Below are 17306 nucleotides of genomic sequence, written 5' to 3'. Positions count from 1 at the left end.
TATTATGAATAATATAAATAAAATAGAATATAGTTTAGTTGATTTTCAAAAAGAAACGAAACAATATTTTAAAGATATAAATAATAATTTAGAAAAACATATTAACCTTCAAAACAATCATTTAAAAGAAAAAATTAACCTTATTGAAAAGGAAATGGACGAATTCCAACAAGAAACCCAAAGTAATTTTAAAAAAATTAATGAAAAAATAGATAAATTAGAAGAAATGATAATAAATCAAAATAAATCCAATCAAGAAAGCGAGTAAAATCATATGGCTAAAAAAATAATTATCACCAAAAAAACCCAACCAAAACCACCAAATAAACCCAATGTAAAAAAAACCAAAACAAAATCCCTTATTAAACAACCAACAACTCAAAAACCAACCAAAATACCTATAAAAAAATTAAAAATAAATCAACCTCAAATAAAAACAATTACAAAATCACCTATAATCAAAAAACCTTCAAAACAAATTACCAAAAACAATCCAAAACTCCCAAAAATAATTGTTGAAACCCAACAAAAGCAAGATAATTGGTTTGTAAAAATAATCAAAAAAATAACAAAACCAATCCTTACTTTATTACTAATCACAATAATTGGAGGGGCAATATGGTTAATAATTTCTAAATTCTTCCCTGAATCAGCAGCCAAAATTGGACCAGTGGCTAAAGTTATTTGGGAAAAAACCAAAGATTTGGCTTATTATATAAATGAACGCGGTAAGAATTTTTTAGAATGGCTAGGATTCCCTTTAAAACTAATTCCTTACATATTTAATAGTATTATTATTGCAATTGGCTTTATTTTTGGCTTATCTTGTCTTGGAATTCCAGTTATAGGACCTTTTTTAGGCGGAACAATATTAATTACAACAGCTATTTATGCAGGAATAGTTTTTTATTTTAACGAACCAACCCCCAAAGGTGAAACACCACCCCCAAATTTAGTAGAAGTTTATGATTTAGATGCTATCAAAGCAGCAGAAGAGACAAAACTAAAAAAAGAGTTAACAGAATACGCAACAAAACTTTCTCAAGAAGGAAAAACCCCAAAAGAAATTGAACAAAAAATTAACGAAAGAATAGAAAAAACCAAAGAATTAAAAAAAAAACAACTGAATTAAGGGATTCTAAACAAACCCCTCAACAACCAATCCATAAACAAAAAGAAAAAACTACAAAAAGTTTATTGAATCCTGAACTTCAAAAACAAATAGAAGAAATAATTAAACAAGAAAGAGAAAAACAAAAGATTTTAGAAACTGAAAAGGGATATTTAAACATTAACCTTCAAGCCCAACAACTAGAAAAATTATCCCTTGAAGGAAAAATAATTGAATTACAATCTCAACTTAAAACTAAAGAAACAACACTCCAACAAACTAAAGATTTATCTGATGAAGAAAAAAATAAATTACAATCAGAAATCGAAGTAATAAAAAATAATATTACAAACCAGAATGAATTAATAGTAAAAAAAGACAACGAGTTGATTTTATCAAAAGAAAAAATAACAACTTTAGAAAAACAATTGGCTTCAAATATTAAAGATGTAAATCAATTAAAAACTGAAATTGAACAAAAACAAACAGAATTAGAAATCAAAGAACAAAAATTAATAGACCAGAAAAACTTATCAACAAACGAAATCAAACAATTAAATGTTGAAATTAATAATTTAAGAAGCAACATTGAAAAAAGTCAAATCAATTATCAAGCTCAATTATTACTTAAAGAAGAAGAAATAAAACAATTAAAACAAAATGAAGATAAACTAAAACAACAATTAACTCAAAAACAAGAAGAAACCACAAACTTAAGAGAACAACATTTAAAAACTTTGGAAGAAATCCAAAAACAAATTGCAAATTATAAAAACATGGTTTCTGAACTCGAACAAGAAACCAACAACCTGAAAGAACAAATTGCAAAAAACAACGAAAACGCAAATAAACTACGTGAAGAATTATTAACTAAACAAACACAAATCAACAAAATAAACCAAGAATTAGTTAGTCTTTCAAATCAACAAATTTCTTTACAACAAGAATTAAATAATTTAACACAACCACTTGATGAATGGGAAAAGAACTGTGAAATTAAAGCCAATGAAATAGCATCAAACCTAGATTTAAAAAATGTCAAAAGAGTTATTGACCAAGAAATATATTATTCTACCGAGCCTTTTACAGTTGAATTAAAACCATTCAACCCTAACCAACCCCAAAAAAACGAAAATAAACAAACAATAAATAGCCTAGAAATAAAAATTAACAATGTCAAGTATTACTATATTCAATTTGATTTTCACTCTAATTTTTTCTACATAAAAGACAAAGACCTAAATGTAATACACCGAATATACAATACCACAAAAAGTCCAACAGATTGGATGTTTCAATTTAGTCATAACGTAAGCGAAACTCCACCACCAACTAAACTCAATAATTATAAATCCATATTACAACAAAAAACTAATGAATTATCTGAAATTACACAAAAAATAACCAAAAAACAACAAGAATTAAATAAATATCAACAAGAATGCACTGATTTAATTATCAACCAAAAACCTGATGACACTCTACAACAAGAACTAAAAAATAAAGAAACCCACATCAAAACATTAAAAAATGAAATGCAACAATTAGAAATTAAAGAACAAGGTTTTAAAAACGAAATAGATACTTTGAAATTAGAAAACAAAAACCTTAAAGAAAAATATACTAACGATTTAAACAAAATCCAACAAGAACTAAACACATCTAAAATCGAAAACGAAAAACTTGAAAAAGAAATGCAAGAAATACAAGATGAATTAGTTAAAAACAATAATGCTGATGAAGTTTTGGTTAAACAATTAAATACAAAACAATCACAAATAAAAGAGTTAAAAGGAAAAATAAATACCTTAGAAACCAACGAAACTCAATTACAAACCATTATCCAACAAAAAGATGAAGAAATAACTCAACTACAACAAACTATTCAACAAAAAAACCAAGAAATCCAAAGATTGACAATTCAATTAGAACAACAAATAAATCTTTTCGCTGAACAAGGTAAAAAGATTTTACAATTAGAAGGAACAATTAAAGGGTTAGAATCAGCCAATAGTGGATTAGGTGAAACCAACAAAGAATTACAACATCAAATTGATAAATTAAACAATGAATTAACATTAGCAAAAAAAGCCCACACAACAATGAAAGAGAAATTAGACAAACAAATCTTTGATTTAGAAACCGAATCCCAAAAATTAACCACCAAAAAAGAAGAACTAGAAACCCAAAACAAAGAATGGAAAAACAAAACAAATATCATCAAAACAACAACTACGATAGGCGCCTTAGGTGGCCCCGCAGGCATGGTTGTAGGTGCAGCTACTGGTTTGGTTGTTAACGAAGTAATAGATGCATGGAAAGCTCTAAAACGTTGGTGGTAACAATAATGCATATTTTTTGCATTATTGTTCTGTTTATGTTAAAATGATAATGAGTTAAATTAAAAAAAGGAAGTATTTTTAATATGGCATTATTTCAAAAATTAACTATTATAGGATTTTTATTTCTTCTTTTTGTTTTTATAATTCCTTTGTGTATTTATTTTTATCAAACTCAACAAAATAAAAATAGAATTACAAAAACCAATTTAAAATCAACAATATTTTTTTATTATATTAAATTAATTTTGAGCGCAGTGGTAATTGGAATAATTACTTTCATTTGGTATATAAAAGTCAATACAGCAAACCAAAGTGATTCAAACACAATTAAAACCCCCAAAATAGAAACAAATGATGAATGGTTTCAAAGCAAAAATAAGCAAAAAGAAAGTGAAAGTTATTACGATTCATACAGAATTGATTATAGCGAAAAAAACAAAGAAGTAATACAAACACTAAAAGCAAGTGAAATAACTCATCTTGAAATGGTTGGCTCCGATGGTTCTAAAACTAAAATCGAAGGAACACCAATGATTAAAAGAACCTACACCTTCTACGGACTCGCTGGCCTAGGACGCGGACAACACCAAGAATACGAACCAACCGACCTCCCCCCATACGCCAAAAACCCATTCAATAAATGGCACATCTTAAGTTTATCTTTTGACCCAGGAGAAGATTTCAATTATTTCCACACAAAACACAAACACAAAGACTCACAATTTAATGACCAAATGATAGTAGATCCATCAAATCACTACATAGAACTCAACTACAAAGGCCCCAAATACCTTCTAGAAGAAGATAAAGACTTTTTCATGGATGAAGTTAATTGTCCTACAAACAAAAAAGACGAAGATAATCATATTAAATGCAAAACCTATTACCTCCACTTCAATCCAGTCAAACAATACCTCACCCTTTATACTAAGAAATTCAATACTAAATCACCAGAAGAAAAAACTAAATCGAGATCAAGAAGCATTTAAAAACACAATTTATAAAAACCCTAATGCCATTTAAACGCATTATTTTGACCCTTAAAGACGTTTAAAATAATTATTTGAAGTTGATATCAAACTATATTTTTAAAACGTTTTAAAGGCCAATATTTTGATTTAAAAAAATCAGTAAAATAAAATACAACTAAGACCTTCAAATTGAAGGTCTTTTTTTATAACTAAATTTAGAATAAAGGAGCAATAAAATGCAAATAACCAATCTAAACCAAAGAACCTCGCAATGGTACCAACATCGACAAAAATACATTAATGCATCAGAAATAGGTAGTATCACTGGAAATGATAAATTCCGAACCTTAGAACAATTAGTCCATGATAAACTCTTTGGAACTACTTTCACAAGCAATAAATACACTGAACACGGCAATAAAACTGAACCACTAGCACGCAGTTTCTTTGAAAAAACAACTAAATTAAACTTCCCTGATACAATCTTTACGGATGATGAAGTCCAAATGTTTTCTGCCTCACTTGATGGATATAATTCTAAAACCAACACTTTATTAGAAATCAAATGCCCTTATGTTAACGAAAACAACAACATATCACCATCTTGGAATGGTTTCTTTTCCCATCAAGAAGTCCCTATTAACTATTGGTCCCAAGTTCAATGTCAACTTTATTGTAGTCAAGCGAACTTCGCTTACTTTTTGGTTTATTTCAATGATACTAATTATCATGTAGTGCGAATTTGCCAAGACAACAACTTCATTAATAAAATGATTGCAGATGGTAAAAAATATTTAGAATTACTACACAAAGCAAAACAAGAATTATCACAAACAACTTTTTTAAAACAATTAAACAAAATAAATTTTAACTAAGACTCTCATCACGAGAGTCTTTTTTTTATACCCAAATTTTTAAAAAGGAGCATAAAATGAAATTAATTATATTCGAAGGACTCGACGGTAGCGGAAAAACAAGTCTAATAAAAAGCGTTCAACAAGAATTAACAAAACAAAGTAATGAAGTGATGGTTATTCGCGGATTAGGTAGCTCTACAATTGGTAATTCTATACGTGAAACGTTTTTAACCCACAATACTTTGCATAATTTAACTAGATATTTTTTAAGTTTTGCCAACATGATTCAAACCCAAGAAGAACTCATCAAACCTCACTTAAAAACAAACAAAATCATTTTTGTAGATAGATGGTTAGGCTCTAATTTCGCCTATCGCGTATATCCTTCAAAAATTGACAAAAATTATCACATTTTTAACAATTTGAGTAAAAAATTCATCAAACCTGATATCACTATTTATCTAAAAATTAATCCTCAATTAGGTTTGGAACGTAAAATAAATCAAAAGAATCATCAATTAGATGTGATTGAAACTAGTTCCTTAACTTATTTTCAACAAGTAGAAAAAGGATATTATGAATTTTTGAAAAAACCAAACCTAGGAACTAAAATTATCTTAAATAATATGAATTATAAAGATGCTAAATTTAATCAACAATACATTATCAAAAAAATCGGAGAAATATAAAATGGCAATAATAATTAAGAAAAAATGCCAAAATGGCAATTTATATATCCATTATAGCAACGGCAAAATCAAAACTATTAAAAAAGACGGAACCATTCGATGGCGTACCAAAAAAATTAAATTTAAAACCCAAAAAGACTCTAATTAAGAGTCTTTTTTTATTTAGAAAGGAATAATCAAATGAATCAATTAACTAATTTTCATTTCAACAACATTAATGTTTTTAACCACCAATCTTTGTGTGTTAACATCACTAAACAAATAATCCAACCATCTTTATTCAACAAACCATTTAACGAATATATGATAAAAACCCATAACCTTCTAAACGAATATCTTAATAATAAACAACACAATTCTCAAAGTCAAAAAGTAATCCGTGGTAAAATCAATGAATATTTCATTTTATTATATTTTCAAAACAAAGGAATCATCAATTTATATCCCCAGGCTTATTTATTCTTCATCCCAGACATTAAATTTGATTTAGTTTTATTCACAGAAACCAAACGAATAATGGCGTTTAATTTCAAAACCTGTCTCCGAGACCGCTATAAACAAGCCATGGTAGAGGGACAACAATTAAAAAAATTAGACACGCGTTTTGAGTTCTATTTATTAAATAACAACGAAACAGAAACTCAAAGACTAAACAATAAAATCAATCAAGGAAAAGTACAAGGTATTAATAAAGTAATTAACTTATTTTCCAATGCAGCCAATAATTTCTTACAAAACTTAATTACCACCAAATTCATCCCCTTTTCTAATATTAATATAATTAAGAATTAAAAAAAGGAGTTAATATAAAATGTTAACCAGTGAACAAAAAGCGTTAAAACAATTAATAAATTATATCGAACAAAGCCAATGGGAAAAGTTAAACCTTTATTGCCAAATAATCAACCCCAAAAATTTACTTGACCCCAAAAATACAAAAATATTTACAGCTTTAAAATATTTATTTTTAGAAAAACAAATATCTCATCCGTGGGACAAACCCACTACAAAATCCATTATTATCAAAGAGTTATTAATATATTTACAAACTAATTTCCCACAATATAATTTTACTTTAGATTCTTTAAATTATTTAAATGATGATTTTAATAACCAAAATAATAATCATTTTTTAGACAATCTAAAACATACCTACACCCAAGAAAAACTATTTCAACAATTAATAAAAATCATTAGCCCAACATACGAAAACCAAGACCCTTACCACAAAAATTTATATTACCAAGAAATATTTGATAAATTAAGAAATTTTATCTCTTCAATCCCCCACAAATCCGACCAAACCTTATTAACTTTAAATCAAATGGCCTCTTTACATCCTGAATTTTTTGATACCGATCAACAATCAAGACAAAAAATCCAAGAAGAATATTACCGCTTATCAGAAACTTTTAAAGGACTCAACCAATCCACAAAAGGATTCAAAAAAGGTCAAATCATAACTATTGGGGGGTATACTGGATTAGGTAAAACAACTTTTGTCTATAATCTTCTTTTAGATATAGCAAAAACCAAACACAAAGAAATATCTCATTATCCTCATATTTTGGTATTTTCTTATGAAATGACCTTAGAAGAAAATTTAAATCGTTTATTAGCCCACCAAACTCAAATTCCTCTAGATGTTATTTTAGATAAAAATTTTGAAGATACCAATATCACACCTCTCAAATACACGGAAAGGATGAAAATAGCAAAACAATTTTTCGCCAACATAAATTTATCATTTAGTTATGATAAAAGCAAAAATATTGATTATGTAATCGATTTAGTTTATCGCCTTTATTTAGAAAAACAAGCAGAAATTATCGTCATTGACCACCTTCAAATCACCAAAACCACAAATCACTTAGAAAATGACCGTCTAGCCATTGACGAAATCATGACTAAATTAAAAAAAATAGCCATTGAATTAAACATTGTTATTATCATTTTATCTCAATTTTCAAGAGATACATACAGCAATTATCAAGGTAAATCACCAGAAATAACAGCTTTAAAAGGCAGTGGTGGAATTGAAACTAACTCCGATATCGTCTTAATGATGTCTGAATTCCAACCCAAATTATCCAAAGACAAAGAAAAACCCATAAATATATATAATTCAACCTTAGAAGATCTATATTCAGATTATAATGACAATGAAAATCAAAAAATAATCGAAGTATGTATCAAAAAAAATAGAAGTGGTACCAAAAAAACCTTAGTTTATCACTTTGAAATGACCACTCAAACCTTCCAAGAAATCGGTTATGTTTTGCCTTATAAAATAGAAACTTATTATTAATCAAAAAAACTAGGAGTTAAAATAAATGAAAAATAATTCCAAACAAATTATAAAATAACACTAAATCAACTCTAAAAAAATAATAATCATAAAAAATGTGTTAAATATATAATGAAAAAGAATAGAAATAAAATAAATATATAAATATGAACTAAATCACAATAAAATACAATACTTAAATTATTATACTTATAATAATGAATTAAAAAATAATTCTTCTTGTGTTATTGTTAGTTATTTTTATTGGAAAAAAACAATTAAAAAAAGAAAGATAGGTTTTTCAATTGACAAATAAAATTCAATTCGGTCAATTTTTTACTAAAAAACAAAATTGGTTCACAAAACCATTAGAAGAATTTATTTTTGATAATTTAAAAGAAAATCATATTATCTTAGATCCCTTCGCTGGCGAAGGGGATATTTTAAATTTTTTAAAATATTATTTTAAAAATAAAATTAATAATTTAAATTTTATAGGGTATGACATTGATAAGAAATTTGTTAAATATAAAATGAATGATTCTTTAAAAAATATACCTTATGAAAAAAAACATAAATATTTTATATCAACAAATCCTCCGTATTTAGCAAAGAATAGTTGTTATCGTAAAAAATATACACAAACTTATAAAGACTATTTTAAAACATCTAATTTTGCTGATCTTTATTTATTAGCTTTAAGTAAGATGATATCCACAAATCAACCAGGTTTTGCAATTGTCCCAGAAACTTTTATTAATTCAAAATTTGATAAAACCAATGTTAACAGAATTATTATCATTGAACCCAATCCTTTTGAAGATACTACCGTACCTATTTGTATTGTTTGTTTTAATGGCGCCAAATTAGAAAAACAAATTATTTATAAAAATGATGATAAAATTGGTTCTTTACAAGAATTAAAAAAATTAAAAATTTTTGTTAAAGAAAAAAGTGAGTTTTTAAAAAAATTACGATTTAACGATGTTAATGGATTTATTGCGTTGTTGGGTGTAGATTCCACAAATCCTGAAAAAAAATTAAATTCATTCATAAAAATAAATTAAAATATAATATTTCAAATATAAAAATTTCGTCTCGTGCGATTACTATAGTTAACAGTGAAGAATTTAAATATTTAGATGATTCAAAAATTGAAAAAATAATTATTAACGCAAATCAAATTTTAAATACATTTAGAACAAAAACTAAGGATGTTTTGTTGTCTCCATTCAAAGGAAATAACAAAGATAATCAACGTAGACGTAGGTTAGATTTTCATTTAGCTAGAAATATTTTAACAAAGGCTTTTATTGATTGTTGTAATAATATAAATGAGGATAGTATTTATGAAAAAGATAAATTATAAAACAAAATATAAAGAACAATTAAAACAAAATTTGGAAAATTTCAATATTAAAGATAAAAAAAACTTTAAAAAAAATTAAAAAATTTTGTGAAAAATTTAATTTTATTCAAGAAGAAGTAGAAACATCAATTAAACATAATAATTTTTTAAAAGCTTGGTTTATTTTAGAACCTTTAAAACAAAACTTTTATGAAAAAGTATTTGGTGAATTTTTAAAAAATGATATAAATAATATATCCGAAGTGTGTAAACCTAAAAGTATTTTTATAAAAAAACAAGAAATAGTTCAAAAAAAAGAAATAAATCAGTATATCTCATCAAAAGGTAAGTCAATTGATTTTTCTTTTAAATATAAAGATTTAGAAATTATTTTTTATGTTTTTCACAAATATACCAAAGAATCTGGCGGCTCGCAAGATAATCAAAAAAATGATGTAAAAATATCTATTGAAGAAGCCAAAACTGACACCCAAAAATATAATAAAAATATAATGATTTTATTCATTTGTGATGGCGATTATTATAGTGAATATAAAATGAAAGAATTAAAAAAAGTAGCAAATCAACAAAATCTTAAAGTTCTGAGTTCCAACGAACTACAATTTTTTTTGGATCAATTTTATTCACAAATAAAAAACAAAAACTTTTTAAATTAAAAATAAGTTTGAAATAAAAAAAATGTTAAACTAATTTAATTGAATTTGGTTTTTATTAATATTATTAGCTAAATTTAATTTAATTGTCAAAAAAATAATTATGATAAAATTAATATAATTAATGCCTTTAATTTGAAGGTTTTTTTATATTCAAATTTTAATTAAAAAAAAGAAATAACAATTTAATAAAAAATATTCTTTTAAAGATAAAAAAGAATTAGAAATAAAAAATAAATATAGTTTTAGAAAAAAATTGTAAATAATTATATAATTTTAAATTTTATTTTTATATTATAAGACCTTCAAAATTGAAGGTCTTTTTTTATATTCAAATGAACCCTTATGCTTTCAGTTTTTCTTTTGTTTATGAACAATAATAATAAAATTTATTAAGGAGTTAAAATAAATGAATTATCAAGAAAAAATAAAACACATCCAAACTAATTTCCCTATGACTGTTTTATTAAAAAAACTAAACATTATACCCCCAAACTTCAATACCAAATATCGTTTCCCTTGTCCCATCCATCAGGGACAAAACCCAACTTGTTGCCATTTAACTTCAGATAATAAAATTCATTGTTGGAAATGTTGTAAAGATTACGATATTATTGATGTTTATATGGAAATAAGAGGAATTAAAACCTTCAATAACGCTCTTGAAAAAATCAATAACTTTATGAAAACTCAAGAATTTAAAATCTTAATCGAGCAACAAAATTTAACCCCTAATATTTCTTGCGAACCTTTTAAATATCAATTCCACCACAATAAAATCAACAACCCAATTGATGAAAAAGAAATTAACGCTACAAAAACACAATTATTTAAAGAAATATCACCTTTATTTAACCAAATTAGAGATTATTATCATTATTTATTAACCACTAACCGAAATAATGAATCTCACCTAGGATTAGAATATTTAACCCAAAAAAGAAAATTAACTCTAGAAACTATTAAAGAATTTAAACTAGGTTATGCACCATTATCTGATAAACCTTTATCTTTTCGTTTAGTAAATTATTGTAAAAAGCAAAATATCGATACAACAAAATTAATCGAATATTGTTTTATCAAAGATAAAACCAATCAACAAAATAAAACATATTATCACGATACTTTTCATGGTTCCATCATTATCCCCATTGAAAACGGATATAATAAAACATTTCATTTTTATCAAAATAACTTTCGCGAAGTTTCTTATTTCCAACCTAAATATAAATCACTCAATAATTTTAGTCAAACACCTACTTTTCATTTCAGTTATCGTTTTTTTGAAGCGTTACCTTCTATTAAACAAACGAAAACCATCATTATTCATGAAGGTTTTTTCGATGTCATTAGTTGTTGGCAAAACGGGATTAAAAACGTTGTCGGTCTCATTTGTGTCACTCAACTACTTTCTAAATCACAAATAGAAATTCTTAAAAAAGAAAAAATCAAAGTCATTATCGCTTTAGATAACGATGAAACAGGTCAAAAACGCAGTGAAGCCTTAGGAGAACAACTTAAAGAAGAAAATATTATTTACGAAATTAGACGCATTTTACCACCTTATGATAAAACTTGTAAAGATGTTGATGATTTATTACGCCAATTCGGAAAAGAAGCATATCAAAAATGTTTTTTAGACCCATACATTACTTATGAAGAGGCCAAAAATAAAATCATAGTCGATTTAGCTATTTATTTTTTTGGAAAAGACAAAGTAGAAATAATTGATTAAAATTATTGCTTTTTAACTAATATATTAAACCTTACATGTATAATAACATTAACATACCCCCAAACACACGCATATACCCCTAAATTTTGCGATTTTATTTTCGCAACTTAGGGGATTTTTATTTTTATAACAAAAAACCAAATAAAAAGGAGAAAAAAATGAAAAACGAAACAAATCAAGGAATCATTAGGGGCGGTTGGGAAACAAAATCAACCCCCAACGACTTAGTTCAAATCAAAAACTTTTTACAAATATTAAAAGGAGAATTATTAAATATTACAATTGTTTCTCATTCTAAAAAGAAAAATTCCTATCAACAAGCAAACTACCGCCCAAAAAACCAAACTCTATTTGTAGACCCACAAATCTTAGATGAAATGAAAAAGTATAGAATAGAAATAATCAAAACTCACTCTACCGAAAACAATAATAATAATAATCAAACCCTAACCAACCCCATATCACCCCCAAAATGCCAAAACAATACCCTTAAAACACATTTCCCTATCTTCCAAATTAATTATCTCAACGAACAAAAAGACTATATTAAAGAATTAATAAGTAAGATAACCATAGACAAACTAGACACTTTAAAATTATATAAATTAGATGACAAAAAAGTAGATAAATATAACAATCCTATAAAAACAAATTATAAAAAAGGATTAAATGTTATTTATTATCAATTGGAAGATTTAAAACACATCAAATTATTTTTAACCAAAAATAAACAAGGCTATCGGGTTAAAAAAATGCGTCCTGATTATAAAAGATATTTAACAAAAGAAAAATCATAAAATAAATAAATTATTTAACTCATCACTTTATCATCATACACTCATCATTTTATCATCATACACTCATCATTTTATCATCATACACTCATCATTTTATCATCATACACTCATCATTTTATCATCATTTGACCCCTTTAATTTCCTTGTCAAAACAAAACATTTTTAAGGAGTGATATTTTATATATTATATCGATAATGATAATGATATTCGATATTTGATATTATCGTTGTATCTTTTATCTATCATTATTATTTTTCGATATATAAATAACTCCCTATTTTTCCTTTCCATTATTAAAAGAGTTGTTTAAAATTATCCAAACACAATACCCTAACGCGCTGAAGCACTAATAACAATCATAAGTACACATAAATAAAAGAAGAAGAAAAATAAAAATCCCCCAGTTGCGCGCTACCCCCTTTTTTAAATAAATATAATCATTCAGAGTTATAATGGTTATGTATATGATATAAAAAAAGGAAACAATATTTAAATCATGAAAAAAATAGCTAAAATAATAGAAAAAGAGAAACAAAAAAATAAATTATTACAAACTCTAATGAAAAAAAACCAAAAAACTGATAAAAAAACTGTTTTCGAATTAGTTAAACAATTTAATCAAAAACTAAATTTAACAACCATTTTAAAAACTATCAAAACCAAAAGAAGCACTTATTATTATTGGTTGAAAGTCAAAAATAAAATAAAAGCCAAAAAAGAAAAATACTTATTACAACAAAATCGCATCAAAGCTTTGTGTTTACACCAACAATATTTTTACGGTCATCGTAAAATCACTGATTTATACCAAAAAACCTTTAACGAAAACATTACCAAGAAAAAAATTTATACTATTATGAAAGAAAACGGTATTTTTTGTCGTTTAAGAATTAAAAAAAATAAATATTATTATAAAAATAATTTAAAAGCTAAATTAAAAGTGGTAGACAATTTAATTAATCAAGACTTTATATCAACTAAACCCATGAAAAAACTATTTACCGACATAACTTATTTCAAAACTCCCCAAGGATTTTTATATTTTTCTTGTATTATTGATTCTTTCAACAACCAAATTATCGCTTCCCACACTTCCAAACATCAAAATAAAGAATTAGTTTTAAACACCATCCAAAAATTACCTCTATTAAAAGAACCTTGTATCATTCATTCCGACCAAGGCACAGTTTATCAATCACAAAAAGTCCAACAAACACTAATTAAAAAAGGTTTTTTAATCAGCATGTCGAGAAAAGCTACTCCACGTGATAACGCTGTAATTGAAAACTTTTTCGGCCAAATGAAAACTATCTTACAACATCAACATCCTTTTTTATTTCAAAAATCACCTGAAAAAGTTAAAAAAATAATCAATTATTTCCCTAAATTTTGGAACAATCAATGGATTTTAGCTAAATTAAATTATTCATCACCTTCTCAATATTCCCAAAATCTTATATAAATTATTTTTTAATTTATTTTAATGTTTAGCCTTGAAAAAGAGGTTACCTTTTTGCACATTTTTTTAATTAAAATAACATAATTACGTAAAAAAATAATTATAATTTCATTTTCTTACCACTTTTTTAACTTTTTTTACCTAACTATATAGTGTAAAGATAAAATATTTAATAAAAATATCTTTTGAAACTAATGAATTATTAAAAGTTTTAGAAACTTTTTGAAATTTAAAAAAAATATTTCCTTAGTTTGAAAAGATATGAAATTATCTAATTATTTTTAAGTCTTAAAGAACAATTTTAAAGACAAAATTTGTCTAAAAAAACGGAACAGCGCACAACTTTAATTTTTTAAATTAATTGCCTTACCAAGTATTGATTATTATATATTAAACAAAAAGATTAGCGCGCTAAAGCGCTTATTTAATAACTATAAATAGATAAAATATAATCTATTTAATTAAATCTTTATTTTATTATTAATAGTTTGATTTTTTAAAAAAATTAAGGAGTTTTGTTAATTAAGTTTTTTTAATTAACCATTTTTGATTATAAAAACGTTTAAATTCTTGAAAATACTATTTTAAATTGCTAAATTAATATTAGTTCATCTAATTATAATTGAGACAACTAGTACGAGAGATACTAATTAAAAACTTTTTTTGTAAATTTTGTTACCAAAGATAACCATTATAATCAGAAACCTTGTTCGGAATTATTAAAAAATTTTAAAACATTATATATTTTGTTTAAATTTTTCATGTATTTTATTAATTTTTTTTTCATACTCGCTGTGTAATTTAGGTATATAATAAATCAATTCTTTTATTTCTTGTGGTAAATATTGTTGATTAACATAATTATTTGGAAAATTATGAGGATATTTATAATCAAAACCAATACCTAATTTACTTGCTGAATTATAACTAGTATCTTGTAAATGTTTTGGTATATTAAAAACATTACCTTGCAGAACATCTTCATAAGCTTTATTAGTCGCTAAATAAGCACTATTTGATTTTTCGCTTAAACACATTTCAATAATTGCCAATCCTAAAGGAATACGTCCTTCTGGTAATCCAATTTGACGAAAAGCATCAATCGCTGTTTTTACATGTATAATAATCATTGGATTAGCTAATCCAATATCTTCATAAGCGGTAATTAACATTCTTCTTATTAACGCTTCATGATCACCACTTGCTAATAATCTTGCAAAATAATGTAAAGCTGCATCAACATCACTACCTCTAATAGATTTTTGTAATGCTGACTTTAAATTGTGATGCTCATCGTTATCTTTAAAATTTATTAAATTAGCTGATGAAGAAATTTTTTTAATAATTTTTTTTGTAATTTCTTCTCCAGGATATAAATGTAAACACAATTCTAACATATTAATGGCAATACGTAAATCCCCACTAGACAATTGACAAATCAATAATAAAGCATCTTGTAGAATATTTAATGGTAGTTTTTTATTAACGATTAACTTATTTAATCCTGTTAACATTTCTTCGGTCGTAATTCTTTCTAATTTAATGATGTTAACTCTTGAACGAATACTCGGATTAATTACAAAATATGGGTTTTCAGTAGTGCAAGCAAACATAATTAAATGACCGTTTTCTAAGTATTGCAATAAAATATCTTGACGATCTTTATTCATTCTATGGATTTCTTCTATAATAAGAATAAATTTTTTAAAATTTAATGCTTGTTGAATAATTTTTTCTAACTTAGATTTTTTATCAATTGCAGCATTAAAAATATCATACTTAATTTGTAAATCATTAGCTAATACCTGGGCAAGGCTACTTTTTCCAATACCTGGAACACCATAAAAAATTAAAGAACTAGCGTAATTATTTTTTAACATTCTCGAAATAATACCATTTTGATCATTAATAAGATGACTTTGTCCAATGATATCAGTTATTGTTGACGGACGCAAAGCAAATGCTAATGGTTTTTTGAACATTTTTTCTTTCCTTTGTATATTTAGATTTTAATTAAATTTTTTTTATGAGTACTTCAAATAATTATTTTAAACGTCTTTAAGGGGCAAAATAATGTGTTTAAGGGGCATTAGGGTTTTTATTAATTGTGTTTTTAAATGCTTCTTGATCTTGATTTAGTTTTTTCTTCTGGTGATTTAGTATTAAATTTCTTAGTATAAAGGGTGATGTATTGTTTGACTGGGTTGAAGTGGAGGCAGTAGGTTTTACGTATAACATGATTATCTTCGTCTTTTTTGTTTGTAGGACAATTAACTTCATCCATAAAAAAGTCTTTATCTTCTTCTAGAAGGTATTTGGGGCCTTCGTAGTTGAGTTCTATACTGTGTTCCCTTACTCCCATATGGTTGTCAAATTGTGAGTCTTTATGTTTATTTTTTGTGTGGAAATAATTGAAATAATGGCCAGGTCTGTTAGAAAGGGGTTCATTCCATTTATCAAAAGGATGAAGGTCTTTGATGTAAATAGGTAGGTCGGTTGGTTCGTATTCTTGGTGTTGTCCGCGTCCTAGGCCAGCGAGTCCGTAGAAGGTGTAGGTTCTTTTAATCATTGGTGTTCCTTCGATTTTAGTTTTAGAACCATCGGAGCCAACCATTTCAAGATGAGTTATTTCACTTGCTTTTAGTGTTTGTATTACTTCTTTGTTTTTTTCGCTATAATCAATTCTATATGAATCGTAATAACTTTCACTTTCTTTTTGCTTATTTTTGCTTTGAAACCATTCATCATTTGTTTCTATTTTGGGGGTTTTAATTGTGTTTGGATCACTTTGGTTTGCTGTATTGACTTTTATATACCAAATGAAAGTAATTATTCCAATTACAACTGCGCTCAAAAATAATTTAATATAATAAAAAAATATTGTTGATTTTAAATTGATTTTTGTAATTCTTTTTTTATTTTGTTGAGTTTGATAAAAATACATACACAAAGGGATTGTAACAACAAAAAGAAAGAGCAAAAATCCTATAATGATTAATTTATAAAATAATTCCATATTAAAAATACTTCCTTTT

Annotated in this window: 17 protein-coding genes; 15 read left to right on the top strand and 2 right to left on the bottom strand. The window is 25.6% G+C overall.

What is annotated here, in order from left to right:
- The first annotated feature begins 4 nt into the window (after positions 1 to 4).
- The 15 genes from QN326_RS02415 to QN326_RS02345 all read left to right on the top strand — a co-directional run bounded on the left by QN326_RS02415 (position 5) and on the right by QN326_RS02345 (position 14274).
- Positions 5 to 268 carry a hypothetical protein gene (locus QN326_RS02415; protein WP_342386384.1) on the top strand — a complete coding sequence of 88 codons (264 nt, stop codon included), beginning with the start codon at positions 5 to 7 and terminating at the stop codon, positions 266 to 268.
- Positions 269 to 274: 6 nt separating this feature from the next.
- Complete coding sequence (locus QN326_RS02410) at positions 275 to 1132, top strand: hypothetical protein (RefSeq protein ID WP_342386383.1); 858 nt, start codon at positions 275 to 277, stop codon at positions 1130 to 1132.
- A gap of 65 nt (positions 1133 to 1197) precedes the next feature.
- Complete coding sequence (locus QN326_RS02405; protein ID WP_342386382.1) at positions 1198 to 3453, top strand: hypothetical protein; 2256 nt, start codon at positions 1198 to 1200, stop codon at positions 3451 to 3453.
- An 83-nt stretch (positions 3454 to 3536) separates the two neighbouring features.
- Positions 3537 to 4442 (top strand): hypothetical protein, encoded by a 906-nt coding sequence (locus QN326_RS02400; protein ID WP_342386381.1) that lies wholly within the window; start codon positions 3537 to 3539, stop codon positions 4440 to 4442.
- Positions 4443 to 4660: 218 nt separating this feature from the next.
- On the top strand, positions 4661 to 5299 hold the full coding sequence (locus QN326_RS02395) for a YqaJ viral recombinase family protein (RefSeq protein WP_342386380.1): 639 nt from the start codon (positions 4661 to 4663) through the stop codon (positions 5297 to 5299).
- A 56-nt stretch (positions 5300 to 5355) separates the two neighbouring features.
- The gene (gene tmk / locus QN326_RS02390) at positions 5356 to 5970 is read left to right on the top strand and encodes a dTMP kinase (RefSeq protein WP_342386379.1); all 615 of its coding nucleotides are present in this window, start codon (positions 5356 to 5358) and stop codon (positions 5968 to 5970) included.
- 1 nt (position 5971) lies between these two features.
- Positions 5972 to 6118, top strand: a complete 147-nt coding sequence (locus QN326_RS02385; protein ID WP_342386378.1) for a hypothetical protein — start codon at positions 5972 to 5974, stop codon at positions 6116 to 6118.
- 32 nt (positions 6119 to 6150) lie between these two features.
- Entirely contained in the window at positions 6151 to 6762 is a 612-nt protein-coding gene (locus QN326_RS02380; RefSeq protein ID WP_024563623.1) for a hypothetical protein, read from the top strand.
- A 19-nt stretch (positions 6763 to 6781) separates the two neighbouring features.
- Complete coding sequence (locus QN326_RS02375) at positions 6782 to 8278, top strand: replicative DNA helicase (protein WP_342386377.1); 1497 nt, start codon at positions 6782 to 6784, stop codon at positions 8276 to 8278.
- A 284-nt stretch (positions 8279 to 8562) separates the two neighbouring features.
- Positions 8563 to 9324 carry a hypothetical protein gene (locus QN326_RS02370; protein ID WP_342386376.1) on the top strand — a complete coding sequence of 254 codons (762 nt, stop codon included), beginning with the start codon at positions 8563 to 8565 and terminating at the stop codon, positions 9322 to 9324.
- A 155-nt stretch (positions 9325 to 9479) separates the two neighbouring features.
- Entirely contained in the window at positions 9480 to 9626 is a 147-nt protein-coding gene (locus QN326_RS02365) for a hypothetical protein (RefSeq protein WP_342386375.1), read from the top strand.
- Positions 9627 to 9868: 242 nt separating this feature from the next.
- Positions 9869 to 10282 (top strand): hypothetical protein, encoded by a 414-nt coding sequence (locus QN326_RS02360; RefSeq protein ID WP_342386374.1) that lies wholly within the window; start codon positions 9869 to 9871, stop codon positions 10280 to 10282.
- Between the two features lie 406 nt (positions 10283 to 10688).
- Positions 10689 to 12014, top strand: coding sequence for a toprim domain-containing protein (locus tag QN326_RS02355; protein WP_342386373.1), 1326 nt, complete (start codon positions 10689 to 10691; stop codon positions 12012 to 12014).
- 158 nt (positions 12015 to 12172) lie between these two features.
- Entirely contained in the window at positions 12173 to 12811 is a 639-nt protein-coding gene (locus QN326_RS02350) for a hypothetical protein (RefSeq protein ID WP_342386372.1), read from the top strand.
- A gap of 497 nt (positions 12812 to 13308) precedes the next feature.
- Entirely contained in the window at positions 13309 to 14274 is a 966-nt protein-coding gene (locus QN326_RS02345; RefSeq protein WP_342386371.1) for an IS3 family transposase, read from the top strand.
- A 734-nt stretch (positions 14275 to 15008) separates the two neighbouring features.
- On the opposite strand, the gene QN326_RS02340 is transcribed toward QN326_RS02345, so the two are convergent.
- Positions 15009 to 16253 (bottom strand): replication-associated recombination protein A, encoded by a 1245-nt coding sequence (locus tag QN326_RS02340; RefSeq protein ID WP_425323424.1) that lies wholly within the window; start codon positions 16251 to 16253, stop codon positions 15009 to 15011.
- A 131-nt stretch (positions 16254 to 16384) separates the two neighbouring features.
- Complete coding sequence (locus tag QN326_RS02335; protein WP_342386369.1) at positions 16385 to 17287, bottom strand: hypothetical protein; 903 nt, start codon at positions 17285 to 17287, stop codon at positions 16385 to 16387.
- Positions 17288 to 17306: the final 19 nt, after the last annotated feature.

Origin of the sequence: Candidatus Phytoplasma asteris, assembly GCF_038505995.1 — a bacterium.
GTDB lineage: Bacteria > Bacillota_I > Bacilli_A > Acholeplasmatales > Acholeplasmataceae > Phytoplasma > Phytoplasma asteris.
This window is presented reverse-complemented; position numbering and strand designations above follow the sequence as displayed.